Genomic DNA, 17601 nt, shown 5'->3' with positions numbered 1-17601 from the left:
TAAAAACCGAACTATAATTAAACTCTATATTCGAGTTTTCATTATAGTTCGGTTTTTCCTATGAGTGGGATACTTATGTCCCAGCCTCTTTTTATCTTAATCTGTACTAATTCCTTTAGAGATTTGGTCAATTTCCTGTAAATGCTTGTCCGACAATTGGAATGTTAAAGTTCCAATATTTTGCTCAACATGTTGAACCTTTGTTGCACCAGGAATTGCCACTACTGTATCCCCATGGAAATGAATTAACCAATTAAGAGCAATTTGTGTTGGGGTCACTTCATATTCCTTTGCTAGCTTTTCTAGTAGCTCAATAAGAGGTTCCGTTTTTGCTAGTCCATTTTTCTTAAACCAAGATGTATATTTACGTGGCCCCTTTATATTTTTTATCAACTCAGGATTTTTATGAAATTTACCAGAAAGAATCCCTTGCTCAAGAGGTGAATAAGCAATAATAGTAATTCCTAATTCTTTTGCAGCATCCAATACACCATTATGTTCGATTCGACGATCAAGAAGACTATACTTCATTTGATTTGAAACAAGCGGGAATCCATGTTTATTTAATTCTTCGTGTGCTTCCCTCATTTTCTTTTCATTAAAATTACTAACACCTGCAAAGCGAATTTTTTTATTTTGAATCAATTCTGCTAATGCTTCCATTTCAGCCTTAATACTTGAAAAGGAGTGAGGTTGATGAATTTGGTATAAATCAATGGTTCTATTTTTCAATACAGAAATTCGCTCTTCAATTGTTTTCGTAATGGAACTTGCTTTACGAAACATAGGCCACCATTTCGTCGCAATGTAAGCTTCTTTTCCACCATCTTCTAGCATATTTAATGCTTGAGCTAAGGTTTCTTCAGACTTACCCTTCCCATAAATTTCGGCGGTATCAAACCAATTGATTCCACCTTGATAGCTAATTTGTACAATTTTTTGAATATCTATTTCATTCAAATCAGACCAGTAACGTCCAATCAAGTTATTCCCTTTACTAAATTGCCACGTACCGAGCCCAATTGCTGAAATATTCAGGTCGCTCTTTCCTAACATCCTTAAGGGAATTCTAGTTGCTTTTGACATTAATCTCACCTCTTTTTATTTTCATAGTACTTCCTCAAACAGTCCATTTAGTTGACTTACGGTTTCAACCCTTTATCAGAATTATAACAGAGCTAATGATTTGGTAACATTAAATAAACTTTGCTGACAAAATAAATGCTGTTTCTCCACACGAGTTATAAATTAATCAAGACTATTAATCTCCTAAATACATTGCTGACATTCGCTTTTCAATAATATTCTCATCCTTTAATGAAACATGATAAGCATGCGCTTGGGGCCTTGAACTGACGACTCTAATCAATTTACCGTTTATATAATGAAGAGCGACACCATCATCTGCTGCTACCCCGCTTTTTATATTTTTTGCTGATATAGTCTCATGGTAAGAAGGTCTTCGATTATCTTCTCCATCATAATGTGGACAGTGACTTCCTTTTAACAACCCTAGGCCTTTAATAGGTCGGAGCTCATCACCAAAGGAATCCGTAACTCCCTCTTCGAACCAACATAAAGAGCCCGCACTAAGTCCCGTTAGAACTATCCCTTTGTTGTAGGCTGTTTGAATAATTTTATCAACTCCCCACTCTCTCCAAAGTGCTAACAAATTAATTGTATTGCCTCCACCTACATAAAGAATATCCTGCTCCAGCAAAAAACCTTCTAAATCTGTCGTTGGTGGCTTAAACAAAGAGAAATGGGTAGGAAGACATGCTTGTTTTTCAAAAAATTTATAAAAGCGTGCAATGTAGTTTTCAGCATCACCACTAGCTGTTGGAATAAAACAGATTTTCGGTTCCTTATCTTTTACCTGTTGAAGAATGTATGTATCAAGGAGCGGATTATTCGGTTCCATTGAAAAACCCCCGCCACCTAAAGCAATAATTTGTTGCATAATCTATTCCCTCCAATATATAAATTATTTTGAATAGAGTTTGTTTATTTCCTCTTCAGTACATAAAAATAGCCGTTTTGAAACAACATCATCATTCACGGATTTTCTCAGTATAAAGACTGTTCTATTGTTCCATCTTCATTTCTAAGATCTAATCTCGTCTAAAATGGTAAGATTTAGTTACAACAATACTACTATAATTATTTTAAGAGCAAAAGTTCATTTCATAAAAATTCCTTTATTCAACAGGCATTTATTTTACTACTCCATACATTACACGAACCACCTCTTTGGCATATGGATAGGCTATGATATACTTAGCCAATCAACTATTTAATCTATGGAGGATCTATGCTTACTTTTGAAGAAAAATTAACCATCATTTCATCTTTTCCCCAACTAAAAGAAAAAAAAGTATCATTAGGACGAATTAATTTTCAATATGAAGAAAGTAAATCAGATAAAAAGAATGTCGTTTATCATTTACACCCTAACGGAAATGGATTTGTGTACGCTGGAGAACTTTCCGGCTATGAACTTGGACCAAAGGGAATGGTCAATATTCGTGACTTTACCAAAGAACAACTTACAACCATAATTGAAAGATCAATTGCCTCCCTTTCACCAAAATCAACTGTGGAAGCGGCAATCATTGGCGAAGAAAAAGAAGAAAAATGGGTCGATGAAAATCAGCACACGCTCATTCTTATTTTCGAAGATGAAATGTGGAATATATATGCTGGCTTGAACTTAGATGCCACGTTTTCAACATATGAAGAAGCAACTTCCTATCTAGAAGAAGAAGGTTTCACTCAGCTATAGAGATGTTTTAATTTTCGTTAGTCTCTAACATAAACAAAAGAATGGAGCATTTATCTCCATTCTTTTGTTTTTTATTTAAAACGAATTTTTTTACTTTCTTACATTTTTTCTCTCATAAAATAAAGGGCACAGCTCTAACAACAGAAATGTGCCCCCTCCCATTAGTAATGGCTTAGCTTAGTCATTGCCACTAACTTTTTATGGAATTAATAACCGTATCCTCCAAGGAATGCTGCTCCTACAATGATTAGTAGGATAAACAAGACAACAATTAGAGCAAAACCTGCTCCTGCTCCAGCCATAGTATCACCCCTTTCCCATTTCCTATTAACAGAATATGAAGAAACTCAAAAAAAGAAAGGGCTTATACATAAAATAAGAAAAATACCCAATTAGAATTAGAAATGCGGAACTGCCCGTTCAGCGACGTATAAACTTGAGGTGCATTAAGGAACGAAGGCTAAATTCGCGACGTCCTGTCGCAACGCCTTCATGACCTACTTCCTGTAGGCCTTGAGATAAAGGAAACACGAGGAGCAAAGCGAGTCGATGTTGACTTATCGTAAGGAGGAGTGCGCAAGTTTACTAGTCGCTGGGCAGTGGAGCTGGACAACACCGAAAAGCGGAGGCGGCCGTTCAGCGTCGTATAAACTTGGGTGCATTAAGGAACGAAGGCTAAATACGCGACGTCCTGTCGCAACGCCTTCATGACCTACTTCCTGTAGGCCTAAGCGGAGTCGGGTCGCTCAGCAGCGACAGGCATTTGACGAAGCACGCAGGAAATCCTGATACATGAAAAGCGAAAGCGCCTGATCAACGTCGTATAAACTTGACCCACTCCGCATGAGATAAAGGAAACACGAATTTCGAAGAAATTCGATGTTGACTTATCGTAAGGAGGAGTGACCAAGTTTACTAGACGTTAGGCGCTGGAGCTAGACAACATTAAGGAACGAAGGCTAAATTCGCGACGTCCTGTCGCAACGCCTTCATGACCTACTTCCTGTAGGCCTTGAGATAAAGGAAACACGAGGAGCAAAGCGAGTCGATGTTGACTTATCGAAAGGAGGAGTGCGCAAGTTTACTAGTCGCTGGGCAGTGGAGCTGGACAACACCGATATGCGGAACTGCCCGTTCAGCGACGTATAAACTTGGGTGCATTAAGGAATGAAGGCTAAATTCGCGACGTCCTGTCGCAATGCCTTCATGACCTACATCCTGTAGGCCTCAATAAAATTTTTCTAAAAAAATAAAACTTTTTCCAACCTTTACGGTCTAATATATAGGTAGGTTAGGAGGCGAGGATTTGGAGATTGAACAATTAGCCAGTAAAGCGATTAAAGGCGATGACGATTCATTTTTACAGCTCATCCAGCTGTTTAAAATTGATTTATATAAAACAGCACTTTCTTTTTTACGAAACGATCAGGAAGCCTTAGAAGCTGTACAGGAAGTCACCTATCGTGCATACAAGGGGATTCGGAACGTAAAAAAACCTTATTACTTTAAGACATGGCTCATCCGGATTATGATCAACTATTGTAATGATCAGCTACAAAAGAAGAAGCACGTTCTGTTTGATGATGAACTTATAAAGTCTCAAGGAGTTTCAGAGAATCATAATAACCTAGAAATAAAAGACGCGATGCTAAGCCTTGATGAACGGTCACGAGAAATCCTGACCTTAAAATATTTTCATGACCTAAAAATAAGGGATATCGCCGATTCAATGCAATGCCCTGAAGGAACGGTGAAAACGTGGCTAAACAAAGCGCTTAAAGCGCTACGGGAGAAGCTCGAGGAGAACGGAGGGAATCTCAATGTTTAAACGGGAAGAGGAACAACTACATCATTTAAAACAGGATTTAGAAAACACCCCTGTTTCACTCGATTCGCTGGATAAAGCGATCACGGCAGGGTTCAATCGAGCGAAAACAGAAGAAAAAAAGCGTACTAGAAAAAAGAAAGGTTTCTATAGCTTCCTTGCGGCAGCACTTTTACTCATAGGGTTCTTTTCTACGATTCGGGTTTCACCTGCTTTTGCAAGCTATATTTCCGGGATACCTGGGATGGAAAAAATTGTCGAGCTGATCAGGGATGATAAAGGAAGAATGGCTGCTGTTGAACATGAATACTATCAGGAGATTGGCGTATCTGATAAAAAAGGCAGCTTGCAAGTAACAATCGATGGAGCCATATCCGATGAAATGGGAATCGTTCTTTTTTATACATTGGAATCAGACAAAAAGATAAAAGATATTAGGATTGATAAAGTGAACTTGAAAGCTAAAAACGGCACCCCTCTTGATGAAGCATCTAGTTCATACGGAGAACCCCATCGGTCAGATGAAGGGGAGTACTCATACAGTGGAGAGATTGAATATTTCTTTGAAGTGCCTCTGACAGCTAAGGAGTATGTGGTAGATATAGAGGTGAAAGGTCGGCAATACTCTCTACCGATTACACTTAATGAATTTAAAGAAAAAAAAGAATACCCTGTCAATCAATCTTTGGAGTTAGAAGGAGAAAAGATAAATATTGAAAAGGTAACTATCTATCCCATAAGAGCAGCTGTTCATTTGGAGGTGGATCCAAATAATAAAAGGCAGATTCTTCATCTGGAAGACCTGCGTCTTGTGGATGAGAACAATGAGGTATGGGGGAAGATTTCTAATGGGGTAACAGGGTCAGGTAATAAAGATTCAAAACAGGAAATCTATTTGCAAAGTAACTATTTTAAGGAACCTAAAGAGTTGTACCTTGTCTTAAACAATGCTCAAGCAATTGATAAGGACAATGCAACAGTTGTAGTGGATACAGAAAAGCTCGAAATCCTAAAACAGCCTGCTGGCAGTCATCTAAACAATGTTCGGAAGGAGAACGGTGAGCTTGTTTTTGACTTACGAACCAATAGGGAATTCAATTACTTTATCTTCAGCAAAGTGATAGATGCACAAGGGAAAGAACTAGAACACTCCACACAATCAATGAGTACCTATGAAAAAGGCGTAAGAAGAATAGGCATGAATCTGCCTGCAATAATTAGTTCTCAAAACCCGATTACGATTGAGCTTTCTTATTACCCTAAATGGATTAAAGGAAAGGATAAAATAAAAATAAAATAATAAAAAAGGTGGACCTGTTAGCCAGGACCGCCTTTTTTGTGAAGCAGTTCCAAATTATTATTTATCATTCTGGTGAAAGTAATCAATTGTTTTACAAAACCAACATTAAATCTTCAGGAGAAGAAGCATTTTGATTTATACTTATTTAAACCTACTTCTCGTACCCATTGACACTTTATTCCAATCAGTTATAATTTAAGTAATTAAGTAATTACTTAAATATTGTAATGGAGGAATATTATGTGGCCATCAATGAATTATTTAAAGCTTTATCTGATGAAAATAGAAGAAAGATTTTAGATTTGTTAAGAAATGGAGATTTAACTGCTGGAGAAATTGCGAATCATTTTGAAATGAGTAAAGCAGGTGTATCTCAACATTTATCTGTCTTAAAGAATGCTGATTTAGTATATGCGAAAAAAAGGGGACAGTATGTTTATTATTCTTTAAATTCAACTGTATTTCAAGAAGTATTGAAATGGATTATTCAATTTCATACAGACAAAAAGGAGGAAAATGAATGATTAAAAAAATATGTATAAGTCTTTTAACACTTATTTCTCTTGGCGTAAGTATTTATGTATTTGCTACAAATTCAGTTGAACGAACAAGCTACGGCTCACTGGAAGTATTTTTATTTAGTATTCCTTTTACACTGGTCATTGTAAACAGTAATCTGTTCTTACTTCCGAAACTAATTAAACCACAAGAGGATTATCTTCGATTTCAAAAGGGAATTGAAAGTATTTTTTTATCATTATCACTAGTACTAACCGCACTCCATTTAGGTTTGATTTTGTTAGTAATGGGTATTGAAATTAATCTAATCCTGCTTGTTCCACTAAGCGTAGGTATCGTATTTATCACCACAGCTAACACCCTACCTAGATTTCAACTAGAATTGCTTCCATCCTCCTCACAATTGACTAAATCAACGCATCAAGTTTGGAACATTGTACTACGCCCTTTTTCTTTCCCATTCTTTATTGGAGGGATATTAATGTTACTTTGTGTGTTTCTTCCGGAACAGCTTATACTCATTGGATTCTTTACCATTCTTTCGTGTACATTACTTATATCCATATATCGTTCATTTAGAGCATATAAAACACATTAAAAAAGTACCCTACTGGCGTTAGTTCTATTGAAAATTATAGATTTTGTTCAGAATATCATCAAAAAAACTAGACTTGGAGAATTTGAATTAAGCATATTTAACAAAATGCACTCTAAATGGAGTGCATTCTTTCTGCAAAACACAGCCTAATTCATTATGAACAATACACTAAAAACCTAGCTAGAATGCTCAAAAAACACTCGTAAGATTCATAAAAATTTTTGGGGATATCTTACTCTTAGAAAAAACATATCCACAGCTCTCACAGAAACAAGCATCGACCTCAGGACCTTTTACAACGGCGTTCTTCTTAAATAATGGACCATATTCTCTATTTTTGACCTAGTTTTCCATAACTAGTCCACACCTCTCAGATAATTCGACCATATACTACTATTAATACGAAAAGAAGGTGGGTGAACTATATGTGTGGATTCTGTGGCGGTCATGCTGGATACGGCTATGGCGGTGGAGGTCTTGGCAGTAGCTTCGTATTAATCGTAGTCTTGTTTATCTTGTTAATCATTGTCGGAGCTGCGTTCCTTTACTAATAGCGCCCAAGCATTTAGAAAAAGCCGATGATTCCTAAGGAATCATCGGCTTTTCCCATACAATCGTATAGCTTCTCTAAAATACTTGAACATAAACTTTTACTTGCTAATAGTTTTTATTAAATATTCTCCTGCTTTAACGCTTCAATAATATTTTCTTTTTTAATTTTCGCGCTAGAATATCGCATAAGCGCCGTGACAATGATGAGAACAACAGCAATGACGAATAGTATTCTAGTGAATGGAATTTCAAATTCAAAGACAAATTTATTCATCCAAGATAAATGAATAAGATACATGAAAAGAATGCTAATCGGAATTCCATACAACAATGCCTTTAGTCCATAAAAGATGCTTTCATATTGGATCATTTTATTAAAGCCTTTCGGGCTTATTCCAACAGATTTTAACATCGCAAACTCCCGTTTTCGCAAGGAAACGCTTGTCGATATCGTATTAAGAATATTTGTTACTGAAATTAAAGTAATTAATACGATAAAGCCATACGTGAAAATCGATAGGATTAATTGAAGCTGCTCTGCCCTCACTCTTTCTTCGTATACATTATTTAACATCGTACTTGACTCAATAAATGGTTCCAGTTCGTATTGAGTTGCCATTGGCTCCTTACTTTTTAAGAAAAGTTCATGTTTTTTAAATATAGTTTCTCCGTGCATATTATATAGTTCATTGAATGAAGCTTTCGATACAATCACCTGTAACTCACCCATACTGCTAAAGTTTACGCCAAGAGGTAATTGGTCTGTCAAGGCAGCAATTGTGATTTCCGTAGACGGACTATTTTCTCCTCCCATTTTAATGGAGAAACGATCTCCAGCTTCTGCATTCATTGTTTTGGATTGAACTTGCTTCTCATCAATCTCACCTACACTACTATTAATGATAATCCCTGATACACGATCGGTGCTTTGTAGCCCTTCATAATTAGCCCCTACGTCATTTGCATATTCCATCAAGTCTTTATCGTCTAAAGCAATTACATTTAAACTGTAGTTGAACTGTTTAGAAGTATTGCCACTGCTCGCTTCTAGTATCTCATTTGGAACTTTACTAATATCAATAGAGGCACTTCCATAGATCCTTTGAAGCTCTGAATATTCCGTTACTTCGTTCATTGCATCAACCTTTTGAATATAGGAATCATTTTCTTCGTAATATTCAAGTCTAATATCATAATCTATGCCTTGTCCTCCCAATGATTTCTTTAAATCATCATTGAAGAACGAAACCGTTAAAAAGAGAACGATGCTAATAACAAGTGAAAATATTGTGGCACGGTACTTTCGCTTATTTCTTTTTAAGTTTTTTAAGCCTATTTCCGCTTCAAATCCAAAAAGCTTTCGAATAAGTTTTGATGTTTTAACCGCTTTTCCTGACAATTTTACATCGGACGCTTGTCGAATAGCATCTATGGCTGAAATCCTTGATGCCTTTTTAGCAGGAATATACGTAGAAATAAAAATGGTTAACACCGATACGGCTAGGGCAACAAAAATCGAAAGAGGTGTAACAACCACCGTTAGCTGCTCGGAAAACTCAGATATATCGCTAATTATAGAATTGATAAAATAAAAGGTAATGCCTATACCTATTAGCCCACTAATAAGACCAATTGGAATACTTATTATGCCAATCAATGCTCCTTCGAATAAGACTGAATTTCGTTTCTGCCGTTTCGTTGCTCCTACACTTGAAAGCATCCCTAAATGACGTGTACGCTCCGAGACAGAAATAGCAAAAGCATTATATATAAGAGCAATGGACCCAATCATAATGACACCGATCATAATGACAATAACTAATAGTACCGATAACTGTAGGGCTGCATCATCTGTCACACCATAAAAACGAAGCAACGAATTATTAAAATTAAGGACTTCAATGTTGTTTTTTTCAGCTAAAGCATTTGCATTGCCGTAGATTGACTTGTCTACTTCCTTTACTAAAACAGATGCAGTAACGATATCATTCTCCTTAATCAGCCCTTCGTCAATATAAGAAATTATCGTATAGCCTGGTGCACTTGATGGTTCCCATGTGGGACGCTTAATAAAGCCAACAACTGTATACTCACTAGTTGTTTTGGTTTTTAAATCTTCTGGTTCATTTCCAAATGGGCTGCTTTGAAGTAGTTTATACTCATTGTTAGTTCCGCTTACTACGCGGTCACCTACCCCTAATGACAACGTATCTCCGATTATATACTCTACCTTACCGTTTTCTGCTATTTCCTCTGATAAAACGACTTCATTTGGTGATTGTGGTAATCTCCCTTCACTTAATTCGATTGGAAATTTTTCAAATTCCTCAGAATTGTACTCTGTTATAAACAAGTAGGGCTTCTTTTTATTCTGACTGTTTTGTAGTGAAGCATAGCCTACATCTCTTGAAATGACGACAGATTCTGTATTATCATCGTTTAAGATTCCTCCAAGTTGTGCTTTATTGACATTCTCATACTGCACATGCCATTCTCCATTGTTTATGATGGATTGCCTTTTAGCTAAATCGATAAAGGAAAATCCGATTGTGGCAACCGCTGTCAGCATAGCAACCGCTATCACAACACCAACCATCGTCACGAGCGTTCGTTTTTTATTTTCTTTTAAATGCCTGACAGTCAGCTTATTAATAATATGCATAATCAAACCTCCTCATCTTTAGCTATTTTTCCGTCTTCAATGGTAATAATTCGATCTGCTTGAAGCGCAATCCGTTCATCATGGGTAATCAACACTAACGTCTGTTGATAGGATTTATTAAACGCCAATAATAAGTCCATAATTTCTCGACTATTTTTACTATCAAGATTCCCTGTCGGTTCATCCGCAAGCATTAAAGCAGGCTGACTAATCAATGCCCTTCCAATTGACACACGTTGCTGTTGGCCTCCTGACAGTTGGTTTGGTAGATGGTGTAATCGTTTTTGTAAATTTAACGTTGTGACAATGTCAGAAAGTCGTTGTTGATCCACTTTATGGCCATCAAGTAACAACGGTAGTGTCATATTTTCTTCTACTGTTAAAGTTGGAATTAAATTATAAAACTGATAAATTAACCCGATTTGTCTACGTCTAAAGATAGCTAGCTGTGTTTCATTTAGGTCGTATATGTCAGTATCATTTATTTTTACAGTTCCACTCGTTGGTCGATCTACGCCGCCTAGCATATGCATAAGCGTAGATTTCCCCGAACCCGACGGGCCGATTATTGCCACAAATTCTCCTTTTTTTATTGAAAACGACACATTATCAAGTGCCTTCACGCTCGTTTCATCTTTTCCATATATTTTAGATAGTTGATTTATTTTCACTATTTCCATTGTAAAACCTCCTATTGTCTTCTTGGTAACTATAGTTTAGCTAGCAAACATGACTACCAAGTGACTCAAAAAATAACAATTTAGTCACTTAACTGGAGTGGATGTATAACATCTCTATGATTTTTTTGGATCGGAGAATCGTCTTATAAGCAACTACCTAGTATTAATGGAACTTGAGAAAGAGAGATAAAAATGTTGTGCTCGAAACAATCATTTGCATCCTTCTTATAATCAATACAGAACCACCAGAATCTCTTTTAATAGTAAATCCCCATCATGTTAAAACAGTAAGAGAATAAATAAAAAGCCGATTTCCCTACCAAAGGAGGAATCATCGACTTTTTATTTTTTATTTTACTAGATAGATACACAATCTCTTTGTGTACCCCTAAATATTCTCTTGTTTTAACGCATCAATAATGTTCTCTTTCTTTATTTTCGCGCTTGAATATTGCATAAGCCCCCCTACAATTAAGAGGACAACAGCAATGACAAAGAGAATTCTTGCCCAAGGAAGCGTTAAGTCAAACGTAAAAGAGTTCATCAATGAGCGATGCATCAAGTACAAAATGATCAAACTAATCGGAAGACCATATAATAAGGACTTCAAGCCATAAAAGATACTTTCATACCGAATCATTTTATTAAATCCTTTCGGAGTCATTCCAACTGATTTTAACATCGCAAATTCTCGTTTACGTAAGGAAATACTCGTTGAAATCGTATTAAAGATATTAGCAACAGAGATCAACGTAATTAACACGATAAAACCATACGTAAAGACCGAGATGATCAAAATCATATTCTCTTCCTGCTGTCTATACTGATGTTCATTGGATACAAAAAGGAGAGGATCGATGGCTTCTAACTCATATTGTGTAGCTAATGGATCCTTACTATTAATAAATAATTGTGTATTAATGAACTGTTCTTCCTCTTCATTTTCACTATACAATTGAGCAAGGGCCGCTTTTGAAACCACCACATTTAAATCAGAGAACCCACCTGTGCTAACTCCTACAGGTAATTGATCAGTCTTAGCGGCAATCTCTACTGTTTGCATATGAGAATTGTTTTGCTCTACACTTGGATCAATATTAACTCTTGTATTTATATCGATTTTTTCACCAACAGCTGTCTGAATCGTTTCTGATTCAATACGGTTATCATTGAAAATTTCGAAGCTTCTATTAATGACAATACCTGCTATATTTTCTGTGCTTTGTAACGTTTCATAATCTAGCCCTACGTCCTTCGCATAGGCCTTTAACGTTTCTTCATCTAGAGCAATCAATTTTAAAAAGTAAGAGTAATGACCATTTTGTAAAATACTTGGGTCATTCTTCACTTGGTTTTTTAGTTCATCATTTAGTTCTGATTGATCAATGAGAGCTCTCCCTGATAAAGATGTTACGGGGTAATACTCCGTTACTTCATCCATGGACCCCGCTGCTTTAACCAATTGTTCTGCTAACTGCTTATCTTGTATTCCATGAACCACAATATCATATTGAATTCCTTCTTGTGTAAGCTCAACCGATTTCTTTAAATTATCGGTAAAGAAAGAGACCGTTAAAAATAAGACAATACTAATGACAAGCGAAAAGACAGTTGCTTGATACTTTCGTTTGTTCCTTTTTAAGTTTTTCAGACCAACTTCTGCTTCAAATCCGAATAGCTTTCGAATAAGCTTCGATGTTTTAACCGTTTTACCCGTTAGCTTCACTTCCGTTGCTTGACGAATAGCATCAATAGCAGATATTTTTGCTGCTTTTCTTGCTGGGAGATACGTTGAAATAAAGATCGTCAACACCGATAGAATAGAAGTAATGAGAAGCGTCAACGGTGTGACCGTTACCTTCAATGATTCTGTTACCTCAAATGCTTCTTGAAAAAGTGAATTGATTACCCAAAAGGTTACGCCTATTCCAGCCAGTCCTCCCACTATGCCTAATGGAATACTGATTAAACCAATCAAGGCCCCTTCAAAAAAGACCGAGTTGCGCTTCTGCTTTCCCGTCGCGCCAACACTCGAGAGCATGCCTAAATGACGGGTGCGTTCTGATACGGAAATAGCAAAAGCATTATATATTAAAGATACCGAACCAATCATGATGACACTCATCAATATTGAGAAAAATGTTAGTAATGTACCTTGTAACGGATCATCATCCGTGACACCGTAATACTGAAGTAAGCTATTATGATAGTATACCGATTGGATGTTATTCGTTTTCGCTAAAGCTTCAGCATGAGTGTATAAAGATTGATCCACTTCCTTTAATATGACCGATGCATTAACAACGTCATTTTCTCCCACCATCGTTTCATCCAAATAAGAAATGATCGTATAACCTGCTGATGATGGTTCCCAATTAGGGCGCTTAATGAAACCTACAACCGTATATTCTAAGGTTATTTGTTTATTTATTTCTTCATTTATTTCCCCATTTTGATCTCGGGAGAGTGATCCAAACTGAGAAAATCCTTCCATCATCTCTCCATTTTCTGAATTAGTGACAACACGATTTCCTACATCTAGCGTTAATTTGTCACCTATCTCATATTTCACCTTGGCATTTGTCACTATTTCTTCTGACAACACCACTTCATTCGCTGTTTTCGGTAATCGTCCCTCACTTAATTCAACGGGAAATTTCTTAGAATTTTGCGCATTATATTCTTTTATAAACAAGTACGGTCTATTGGGATTTTGACTTCCTTCTAAGTAAGCAAAGCCACGATCTCTTTCAATTTCTACAGTACCCGTAGCATCATCCTTTTGGATGGCTTCAAGTTGGTCTTTGTTTACATCTTCATACTGAACATGCCATTCTCCCTCGTCAGCGATTGTTTGCCTTTGTAATAAGTCTAAAAAGGAAAAGCCAATCGTCGCAACCGCTGTTAGCATGGCAACGGATATGATAACACCTATCATTGTTACAAGCGTACGTTTTTTATTTTTCTTTAAATGTCTGACCGTTAACTTATTAACAATATTCATGAGCGAACTCTCTCATCTTTTACAACTTTACCATCTTCAATCGTGATAATTCGGTCGGCTTGAAGGGCAATTCGATCATCGTGAGTAATCAACACTAATGTTTGCTGATAGGATTTATTGAATGCTAGTAATAAATCCATGATTTCACGACTATTTTTGCTATCAAGATTTCCTGTCGGTTCATCTGCTAGCATTAAGGCAGGCTGACTAATGAGCGCTCTACCAATTGAGACACGTTGCTGTTGCCCACCTGACAATTGATTTGGTAAATGGTTCAACCGTTTATCAAGATTTAACGTAGTAACGATGTCCGATAAGCGCTGCTTATCCACCGTATGTCCATCAAGCAACAACGGGAGGGTAATATTTTCTTCAACCGTTAACGTTGGAATGAGATTATAAAACTGATAAATTAACCCGATTTGTCTACGTCTGAAGATGGCTAGCTGTGTTTCATTTAAGTTATATATATCTGTATCATTTATTTTTACCGTTCCGCTCGTCGGTCGATCCACCCCACCCAGCATATGCATAAGCGTCGATTTCCCAGAACCCGACGGTCCAATAATGGCAACAAACTCTCCTTTTTCTATTGAAAATGAAACATCATCGAGTGCTTTAACCGCCATTTCATCTTTTCCGTATATTTTTGATAAATGATCTATTTTTACAATTTCCATTGTATTACCTCCAACTATCATGATAGCTACAGTATAGTGAGCAAACATGACTATTAAGTGACTTGAAAGTGACAATTTCGTCATTTTCAAGTCACTTAATAGGAGGTAATCCACATAAACACATGATGTTAGCCATGAATACTCTTATAAAACTTTAGTCGAAATTGGGTCCCCTGCTCCTCTCCACTTTCCACTTCAATCGTTCCATTTTGGCTAGTGACAATACTTTGAGCCATAGCGAGGCCAATCCCTACGCTATCATCATTAGCATTCTTTCCTCGATAAAATCGTTTAAAAATGTAGGGAAGGTCTTCCTTTGAAATTCCTTTTCCATTATCCGAAATCGTTATTTCCGTAAAGAGAACATTTTCTGAGAAAGAAATCTCAATCTTCCCCCCCTCCATCGTATGTTCTACACAGTTTTTTAAAATATTTATTAAAGCTTCTGCAGTCCAATTAAAATCACCGTAGAAAGAGACCCTTTCATTGCCTTCAATAGAAACAGTTTGTTCTTTAATTTCCATCGTGATTAAAACCGGTTGTAGAGCATGTCGAATGAGCTCATCAACGATGACTTCGTTTTTCTTAAATATCACCGTTCCTGCGTCGATTTTCGATAGTTTTAATAAAGAGGACACAAGCCATTCAATACGCTCGAGCTGAACCTCAATATTGCGGGTAAATTCTATTCTTCTTTCCTCGGGAAGATTGACATCACTAATTAAATCAGTCATCACAGTCATTGAGGTAAGCGGTGTTTTAAGTTGATGAGATATATCTGAAATGGCGTTTGTAAGTTGCAACTTTTCTTGCTGTAAAACAGCACTCTGTTCTGATAGTTTTCTCGTCATTTTATAAATATTATCTTTTAGAATACTTAGCTCACCTTCACGATTATCTCGAACATCCAATGTGTAATCACCACTACTAATTTGGCGTAAATAACCAGATAATGTAGCTAATTCGCGATACCGCCACCATGTAAAGACAAAGCAACATCCAATTAAGATAATAGACACAATGAACATCAGCCATGCGAAAATAGGTGAAAGAATAGCAGCAATAATGATAGCTATAATACTGACAGAACACATAACCATAAGTAAAAGCTGGATTTCTCGATTTCGAATCATATTATTCCCCCACCTTATAGCCCAAACCACGTACTGTTTTAATAATCGTTGGATTTTGGGGGTTATCCTCTAATTTTTCTCGAAGTCTCTTTATGTAAACCGTTAATGTGTTATCATTTACAAAGTCTCCAGCAATATCCCAAATTCGTTCTAACAACTGATTCCGAGAGAGAACTTGACCGATATGATTGGCAAAGATAAGTAGTAAACGGTACTCTAAAGCAGTCAAATCCACTTCATTCCCCTGTTTATATACTTTGCCTTCAAGCGTATTTATTTTTATATTATGAATGGCAATCATCGTATTCGGTTGACCTTGTTTTTGGTACCTTCTTAACACCGATTTTATTCTGGAAAGAAGCTCACGAATTCGAAAAGGTTTTGTTATATAATCATCTGCTCCCATATCAAGCCCCATTACGATATTTACTTCATCATCACTCGCAGTTAAAAAGATAACGGGAATATCACTTATCTCTTTCACATATTGGCATAATTCATAACCAGTTCCATCAGGAAGGGATACATCAAATAGACATAAAGCAAATTGACTTAGTCCTTCGGAAATTATTTTTTTTGCAGATGCGACATCATGACAAAGAACCGTAGAAAACTGATCTTGCTGTAATGAATACTCAAGTCCAGTTGCAATCGTTTTATCATCTTCTACAAGTAATATTTTCATTCTTAAAAACCGCCTTAACCTTCTATAGTTTTACACGTAACGCTATACCATTACTCTACTTATACTAGCATGTTTATGTAATCCCTATGTTTCATTCGTATTGCAAAATAAACTTGTCAGGTCCAACTTTTCCTTATTATTAAGTCAATCCTTATGAAGAATATACATACTTCTCATTAATATAAAGAGGTAGATACCCCTAATGCCTTTGTTTTATCACTATCATGATATTTTATAACCTCTCCTTATTTATTCCCATTTCTAGGATATCTAAGAAAGTAGAAATACATAAAAAATACTGCTAATGATGACATTCAAAGAAAAACAAAAAAGGATACTGACATTTTATTGACACATTCCTGTCCTACTATTAGACGTGTAAGAAGGAAGAAATAAAATTAATTATGGAGGATGATAAAATGTTAAATTTATTATCGACGAAATTCGTTGCTGGAGCACTTGCAACAGCTATTGCTGCTCCAACCGCTTATACGGCCATCGCAAATGAACCGAAACAAGCTACTCCAGTTAATGCACCTGAATGGGTTGAGAACTTAGATGAGGAAACACAGGCACAACTACAAGAGATTCGTGATTTACTTGAAAGTGGAGAGTTAACAAAGGAAGAAGCGAGTGAAAAATTTGCAGAGCTTGGTGTTGAACACCCTAAGCATTTAAATGAAAATAGTAACCATTCCAAGTTAGATGAGGAAACACATCAACAAACACATGATATTCGCGAGCAAGTTGAAGCAGGAGAAATCACCTCAGAAGAAGCACGTCAGTTCCTTGAGGAAATTGGCATTCAACTACCTCCTTCATCATTCGACGGATTTGATGAAGAGGTAAAGGCCCAAATTAAAGATCTACGTGAACAAGTGAAAAATGGTGAATTAACGAAAGAAGAAGCAAAGGAAATGGCAGAAGAACTTGGAATTACTTTTCCTAAAAAGTTTAAAGCAAGACCGAACCAATTAGATGATGAGACAAGAGCAGCGCTTGATGCCATTCGGGAACAAGTCGAAGCGGGTGAATTAACGAAGGAAGAAGCAAAAGAACAACTACAAGAATTAGGGATTGAATTTAATAACCGTAACGGTCAACGTCCTAGTTCAACCGATAGCCCCGCTACTGGTGTAGAAGCTGAACAACAAAATAGTATGACTAGCCTTTAATGGAAG

At 36.5% G+C, this 17601-nt stretch carries 18 protein-coding genes; 9 read left to right on the top strand and 9 right to left on the bottom strand.

What is annotated here, in order from left to right:
• Positions 1-96: 96 nt before the first annotated feature.
• Together WAK64_RS10735 and WAK64_RS10730 are read right to left on the bottom strand one after the other, a co-directional pair.
• Positions 97-1086 (bottom strand): aldo/keto reductase, encoded by a 990-nt coding sequence (locus WAK64_RS10735; RefSeq protein ID WP_336586968.1) that lies wholly within the window; start codon positions 1084-1086, stop codon positions 97-99.
• A gap of 175 nt (positions 1087-1261) precedes the next feature.
• On the bottom strand, positions 1262-1960 hold the full coding sequence (locus WAK64_RS10730) for a Type 1 glutamine amidotransferase-like domain-containing protein (protein WP_336586967.1): 699 nt from the start codon (positions 1958-1960) through the stop codon (positions 1262-1264).
• A 351-nt stretch (positions 1961-2311) separates the two neighbouring features.
• Between WAK64_RS10730 and WAK64_RS10725 the strand changes: the two genes are divergently transcribed.
• The gene (locus WAK64_RS10725; RefSeq protein WP_336586966.1) at positions 2312-2782 is read left to right on the top strand and encodes a hypothetical protein; all 471 of its coding nucleotides are present in this window, start codon (positions 2312-2314) and stop codon (positions 2780-2782) included.
• Between the two features lie 206 nt (positions 2783-2988).
• Here WAK64_RS10725 and WAK64_RS10720 read toward each other — a convergent pair whose 3' ends face one another.
• Complete coding sequence (locus WAK64_RS10720; protein WP_336586965.1) at positions 2989-3084, bottom strand: YjcZ family sporulation protein; 96 nt, start codon at positions 3082-3084, stop codon at positions 2989-2991.
• A gap of 247 nt (positions 3085-3331) precedes the next feature.
• Here WAK64_RS10720 and WAK64_RS10715 point away from each other — a divergent pair, with 247 nt between their 5' ends.
• The 7 genes from WAK64_RS10715 (at position 3332) to WAK64_RS10685 (ending at position 7575) form a co-directional block, all read left to right on the top strand.
• On the top strand, positions 3332-3493 hold the full coding sequence (locus WAK64_RS10715; RefSeq protein WP_336586964.1) for a hypothetical protein: 162 nt from the start codon (positions 3332-3334) through the stop codon (positions 3491-3493).
• 337 nt (positions 3494-3830) lie between these two features.
• Positions 3831-3953: a hypothetical protein gene (locus WAK64_RS10710; protein ID WP_336586963.1), complete on the top strand. Its 123-nt coding sequence runs from the start codon at positions 3831-3833 to the stop codon at positions 3951-3953.
• A 135-nt stretch (positions 3954-4088) separates the two neighbouring features.
• A complete protein-coding gene (locus WAK64_RS10705; RefSeq protein ID WP_336586962.1) occupies positions 4089-4610 on the top strand; it encodes a sigma-70 family RNA polymerase sigma factor in 522 nt (173 codons plus the stop codon).
• Positions 4603-5907: a DUF4179 domain-containing protein gene (locus WAK64_RS10700; RefSeq protein ID WP_336586961.1), complete on the top strand. Its 1305-nt coding sequence runs from the start codon at positions 4603-4605 to the stop codon at positions 5905-5907. The genes WAK64_RS10705 and WAK64_RS10700 overlap by 8 nt, the downstream gene beginning before the upstream one ends.
• A 242-nt stretch (positions 5908-6149) precedes the next feature.
• Positions 6150-6431, top strand: a complete 282-nt coding sequence (locus WAK64_RS10695; protein ID WP_336586960.1) for an autorepressor SdpR family transcription factor — start codon at positions 6150-6152, stop codon at positions 6429-6431.
• Complete coding sequence (locus WAK64_RS10690) at positions 6428-7024, top strand: SdpI family protein (protein WP_336586959.1); 597 nt, start codon at positions 6428-6430, stop codon at positions 7022-7024. The genes WAK64_RS10695 and WAK64_RS10690 overlap by 4 nt, the downstream gene beginning before the upstream one ends.
• A 425-nt stretch (positions 7025-7449) precedes the next feature.
• Positions 7450-7575 carry a YjcZ family sporulation protein gene (locus WAK64_RS10685; RefSeq protein WP_336586958.1) on the top strand — a complete coding sequence of 42 codons (126 nt, stop codon included), beginning with the start codon at positions 7450-7452 and terminating at the stop codon, positions 7573-7575.
• A gap of 119 nt (positions 7576-7694) precedes the next feature.
• Here WAK64_RS10685 and WAK64_RS10680 read toward each other — a convergent pair whose 3' ends face one another.
• The 6 genes from WAK64_RS10680 to WAK64_RS10655 all read right to left on the bottom strand — a co-directional run bounded on the left by WAK64_RS10680 (position 7695) and on the right by WAK64_RS10655 (position 16420).
• A complete protein-coding gene (locus WAK64_RS10680) occupies positions 7695-10238 on the bottom strand; it encodes an ABC transporter permease (protein ID WP_336586957.1) in 2544 nt (847 codons plus the stop codon).
• Positions 10239-10240: 2 nt separating this feature from the next.
• Positions 10241-10918, bottom strand: a complete 678-nt coding sequence (locus tag WAK64_RS10675) for an ABC transporter ATP-binding protein (RefSeq protein ID WP_336586956.1) — start codon at positions 10916-10918, stop codon at positions 10241-10243.
• 388 nt (positions 10919-11306) lie between these two features.
• Positions 11307-13922 (bottom strand): FtsX-like permease family protein, encoded by a 2616-nt coding sequence (locus WAK64_RS10670; protein WP_336586955.1) that lies wholly within the window; start codon positions 13920-13922, stop codon positions 11307-11309.
• A complete protein-coding gene (locus WAK64_RS10665) occupies positions 13919-14602 on the bottom strand; it encodes an ABC transporter ATP-binding protein (protein WP_336586954.1) in 684 nt (227 codons plus the stop codon). Before WAK64_RS10665 ends, WAK64_RS10670 begins: the two co-directional genes overlap by 4 nt.
• A gap of 128 nt (positions 14603-14730) precedes the next feature.
• Positions 14731-15735: a sensor histidine kinase gene (locus WAK64_RS10660; RefSeq protein ID WP_336586953.1), complete on the bottom strand. Its 1005-nt coding sequence runs from the start codon at positions 15733-15735 to the stop codon at positions 14731-14733.
• Position 15736: 1 nt separating this feature from the next.
• Positions 15737-16420 (bottom strand): response regulator transcription factor, encoded by a 684-nt coding sequence (locus WAK64_RS10655; protein ID WP_336586952.1) that lies wholly within the window; start codon positions 16418-16420, stop codon positions 15737-15739.
• 419 nt (positions 16421-16839) lie between these two features.
• Between WAK64_RS10655 and WAK64_RS10650 the strand changes: the two genes are divergently transcribed.
• Positions 16840-17595 (top strand): hypothetical protein, encoded by a 756-nt coding sequence (locus tag WAK64_RS10650; protein WP_336586951.1) that lies wholly within the window; start codon positions 16840-16842, stop codon positions 17593-17595.
• Positions 17596-17601: the final 6 nt, after the last annotated feature.

The organism is Bacillus spongiae, from assembly GCF_037120725.1.
GTDB classification, from domain to species: domain Bacteria; phylum Bacillota; class Bacilli; order Bacillales; family Bacillaceae_K; genus Bacillus_CI; species Bacillus_CI spongiae.
This window is presented reverse-complemented; position numbering and strand designations above follow the sequence as displayed.

Coding starts and splice junctions, on each gene's coding strand:
- WAK64_RS10735 (WP_336586968.1), bottom strand. CDS start 1,086: ATGTCAAAAGCAACTAGAATTCCCTTAAGGATGTTAGGAAAGAGCGAC.
- WAK64_RS10730 (WP_336586967.1), bottom strand. CDS start 1,960: ATGCAACAAATTATTGCTTTAGGTGGCGGGGGTTTTTCAATGGAACCG.
- WAK64_RS10725 (WP_336586966.1), top strand. CDS start 2,312: ATGCTTACTTTTGAAGAAAAATTAACCATCATTTCATCTTTTCCCCAA.
- WAK64_RS10720 (WP_336586965.1), bottom strand. CDS start 3,084: ATGGCTGGAGCAGGAGCAGGTTTTGCTCTAATTGTTGTCTTGTTTATC.
- WAK64_RS10715 (WP_336586964.1), top strand. CDS start 3,332: ATGTTGACTTATCGTAAGGAGGAGTGCGCAAGTTTACTAGTCGCTGGG.
- WAK64_RS10710 (WP_336586963.1), top strand. CDS start 3,831: ATGTTGACTTATCGAAAGGAGGAGTGCGCAAGTTTACTAGTCGCTGGG.
- WAK64_RS10700 (WP_336586961.1), top strand. CDS start 4,603: ATGTTTAAACGGGAAGAGGAACAACTACATCATTTAAAACAGGATTTA.
- WAK64_RS10690 (WP_336586959.1), top strand. CDS start 6,428: ATGATTAAAAAAATATGTATAAGTCTTTTAACACTTATTTCTCTTGGC.
- WAK64_RS10685 (WP_336586958.1), top strand. CDS start 7,450: ATGTGTGGATTCTGTGGCGGTCATGCTGGATACGGCTATGGCGGTGGA.
- WAK64_RS10680 (WP_336586957.1), bottom strand. CDS start 10,238: ATGCATATTATTAATAAGCTGACTGTCAGGCATTTAAAAGAAAATAAA.
- WAK64_RS10675 (WP_336586956.1), bottom strand. CDS start 10,918: ATGGAAATAGTGAAAATAAATCAACTATCTAAAATATATGGAAAAGAT.
- WAK64_RS10670 (WP_336586955.1), bottom strand. CDS start 13,922: ATGAATATTGTTAATAAGTTAACGGTCAGACATTTAAAGAAAAATAAA.
- WAK64_RS10665 (WP_336586954.1), bottom strand. CDS start 14,602: ATGGAAATTGTAAAAATAGATCATTTATCAAAAATATACGGAAAAGAT.
- WAK64_RS10660 (WP_336586953.1), bottom strand. CDS start 15,735: ATGATTCGAAATCGAGAAATCCAGCTTTTACTTATGGTTATGTGTTCT.
- WAK64_RS10655 (WP_336586952.1), bottom strand. CDS start 16,420: ATGAAAATATTACTTGTAGAAGATGATAAAACGATTGCAACTGGACTT.
- WAK64_RS10650 (WP_336586951.1), top strand. CDS start 16,840: ATGTTAAATTTATTATCGACGAAATTCGTTGCTGGAGCACTTGCAACA.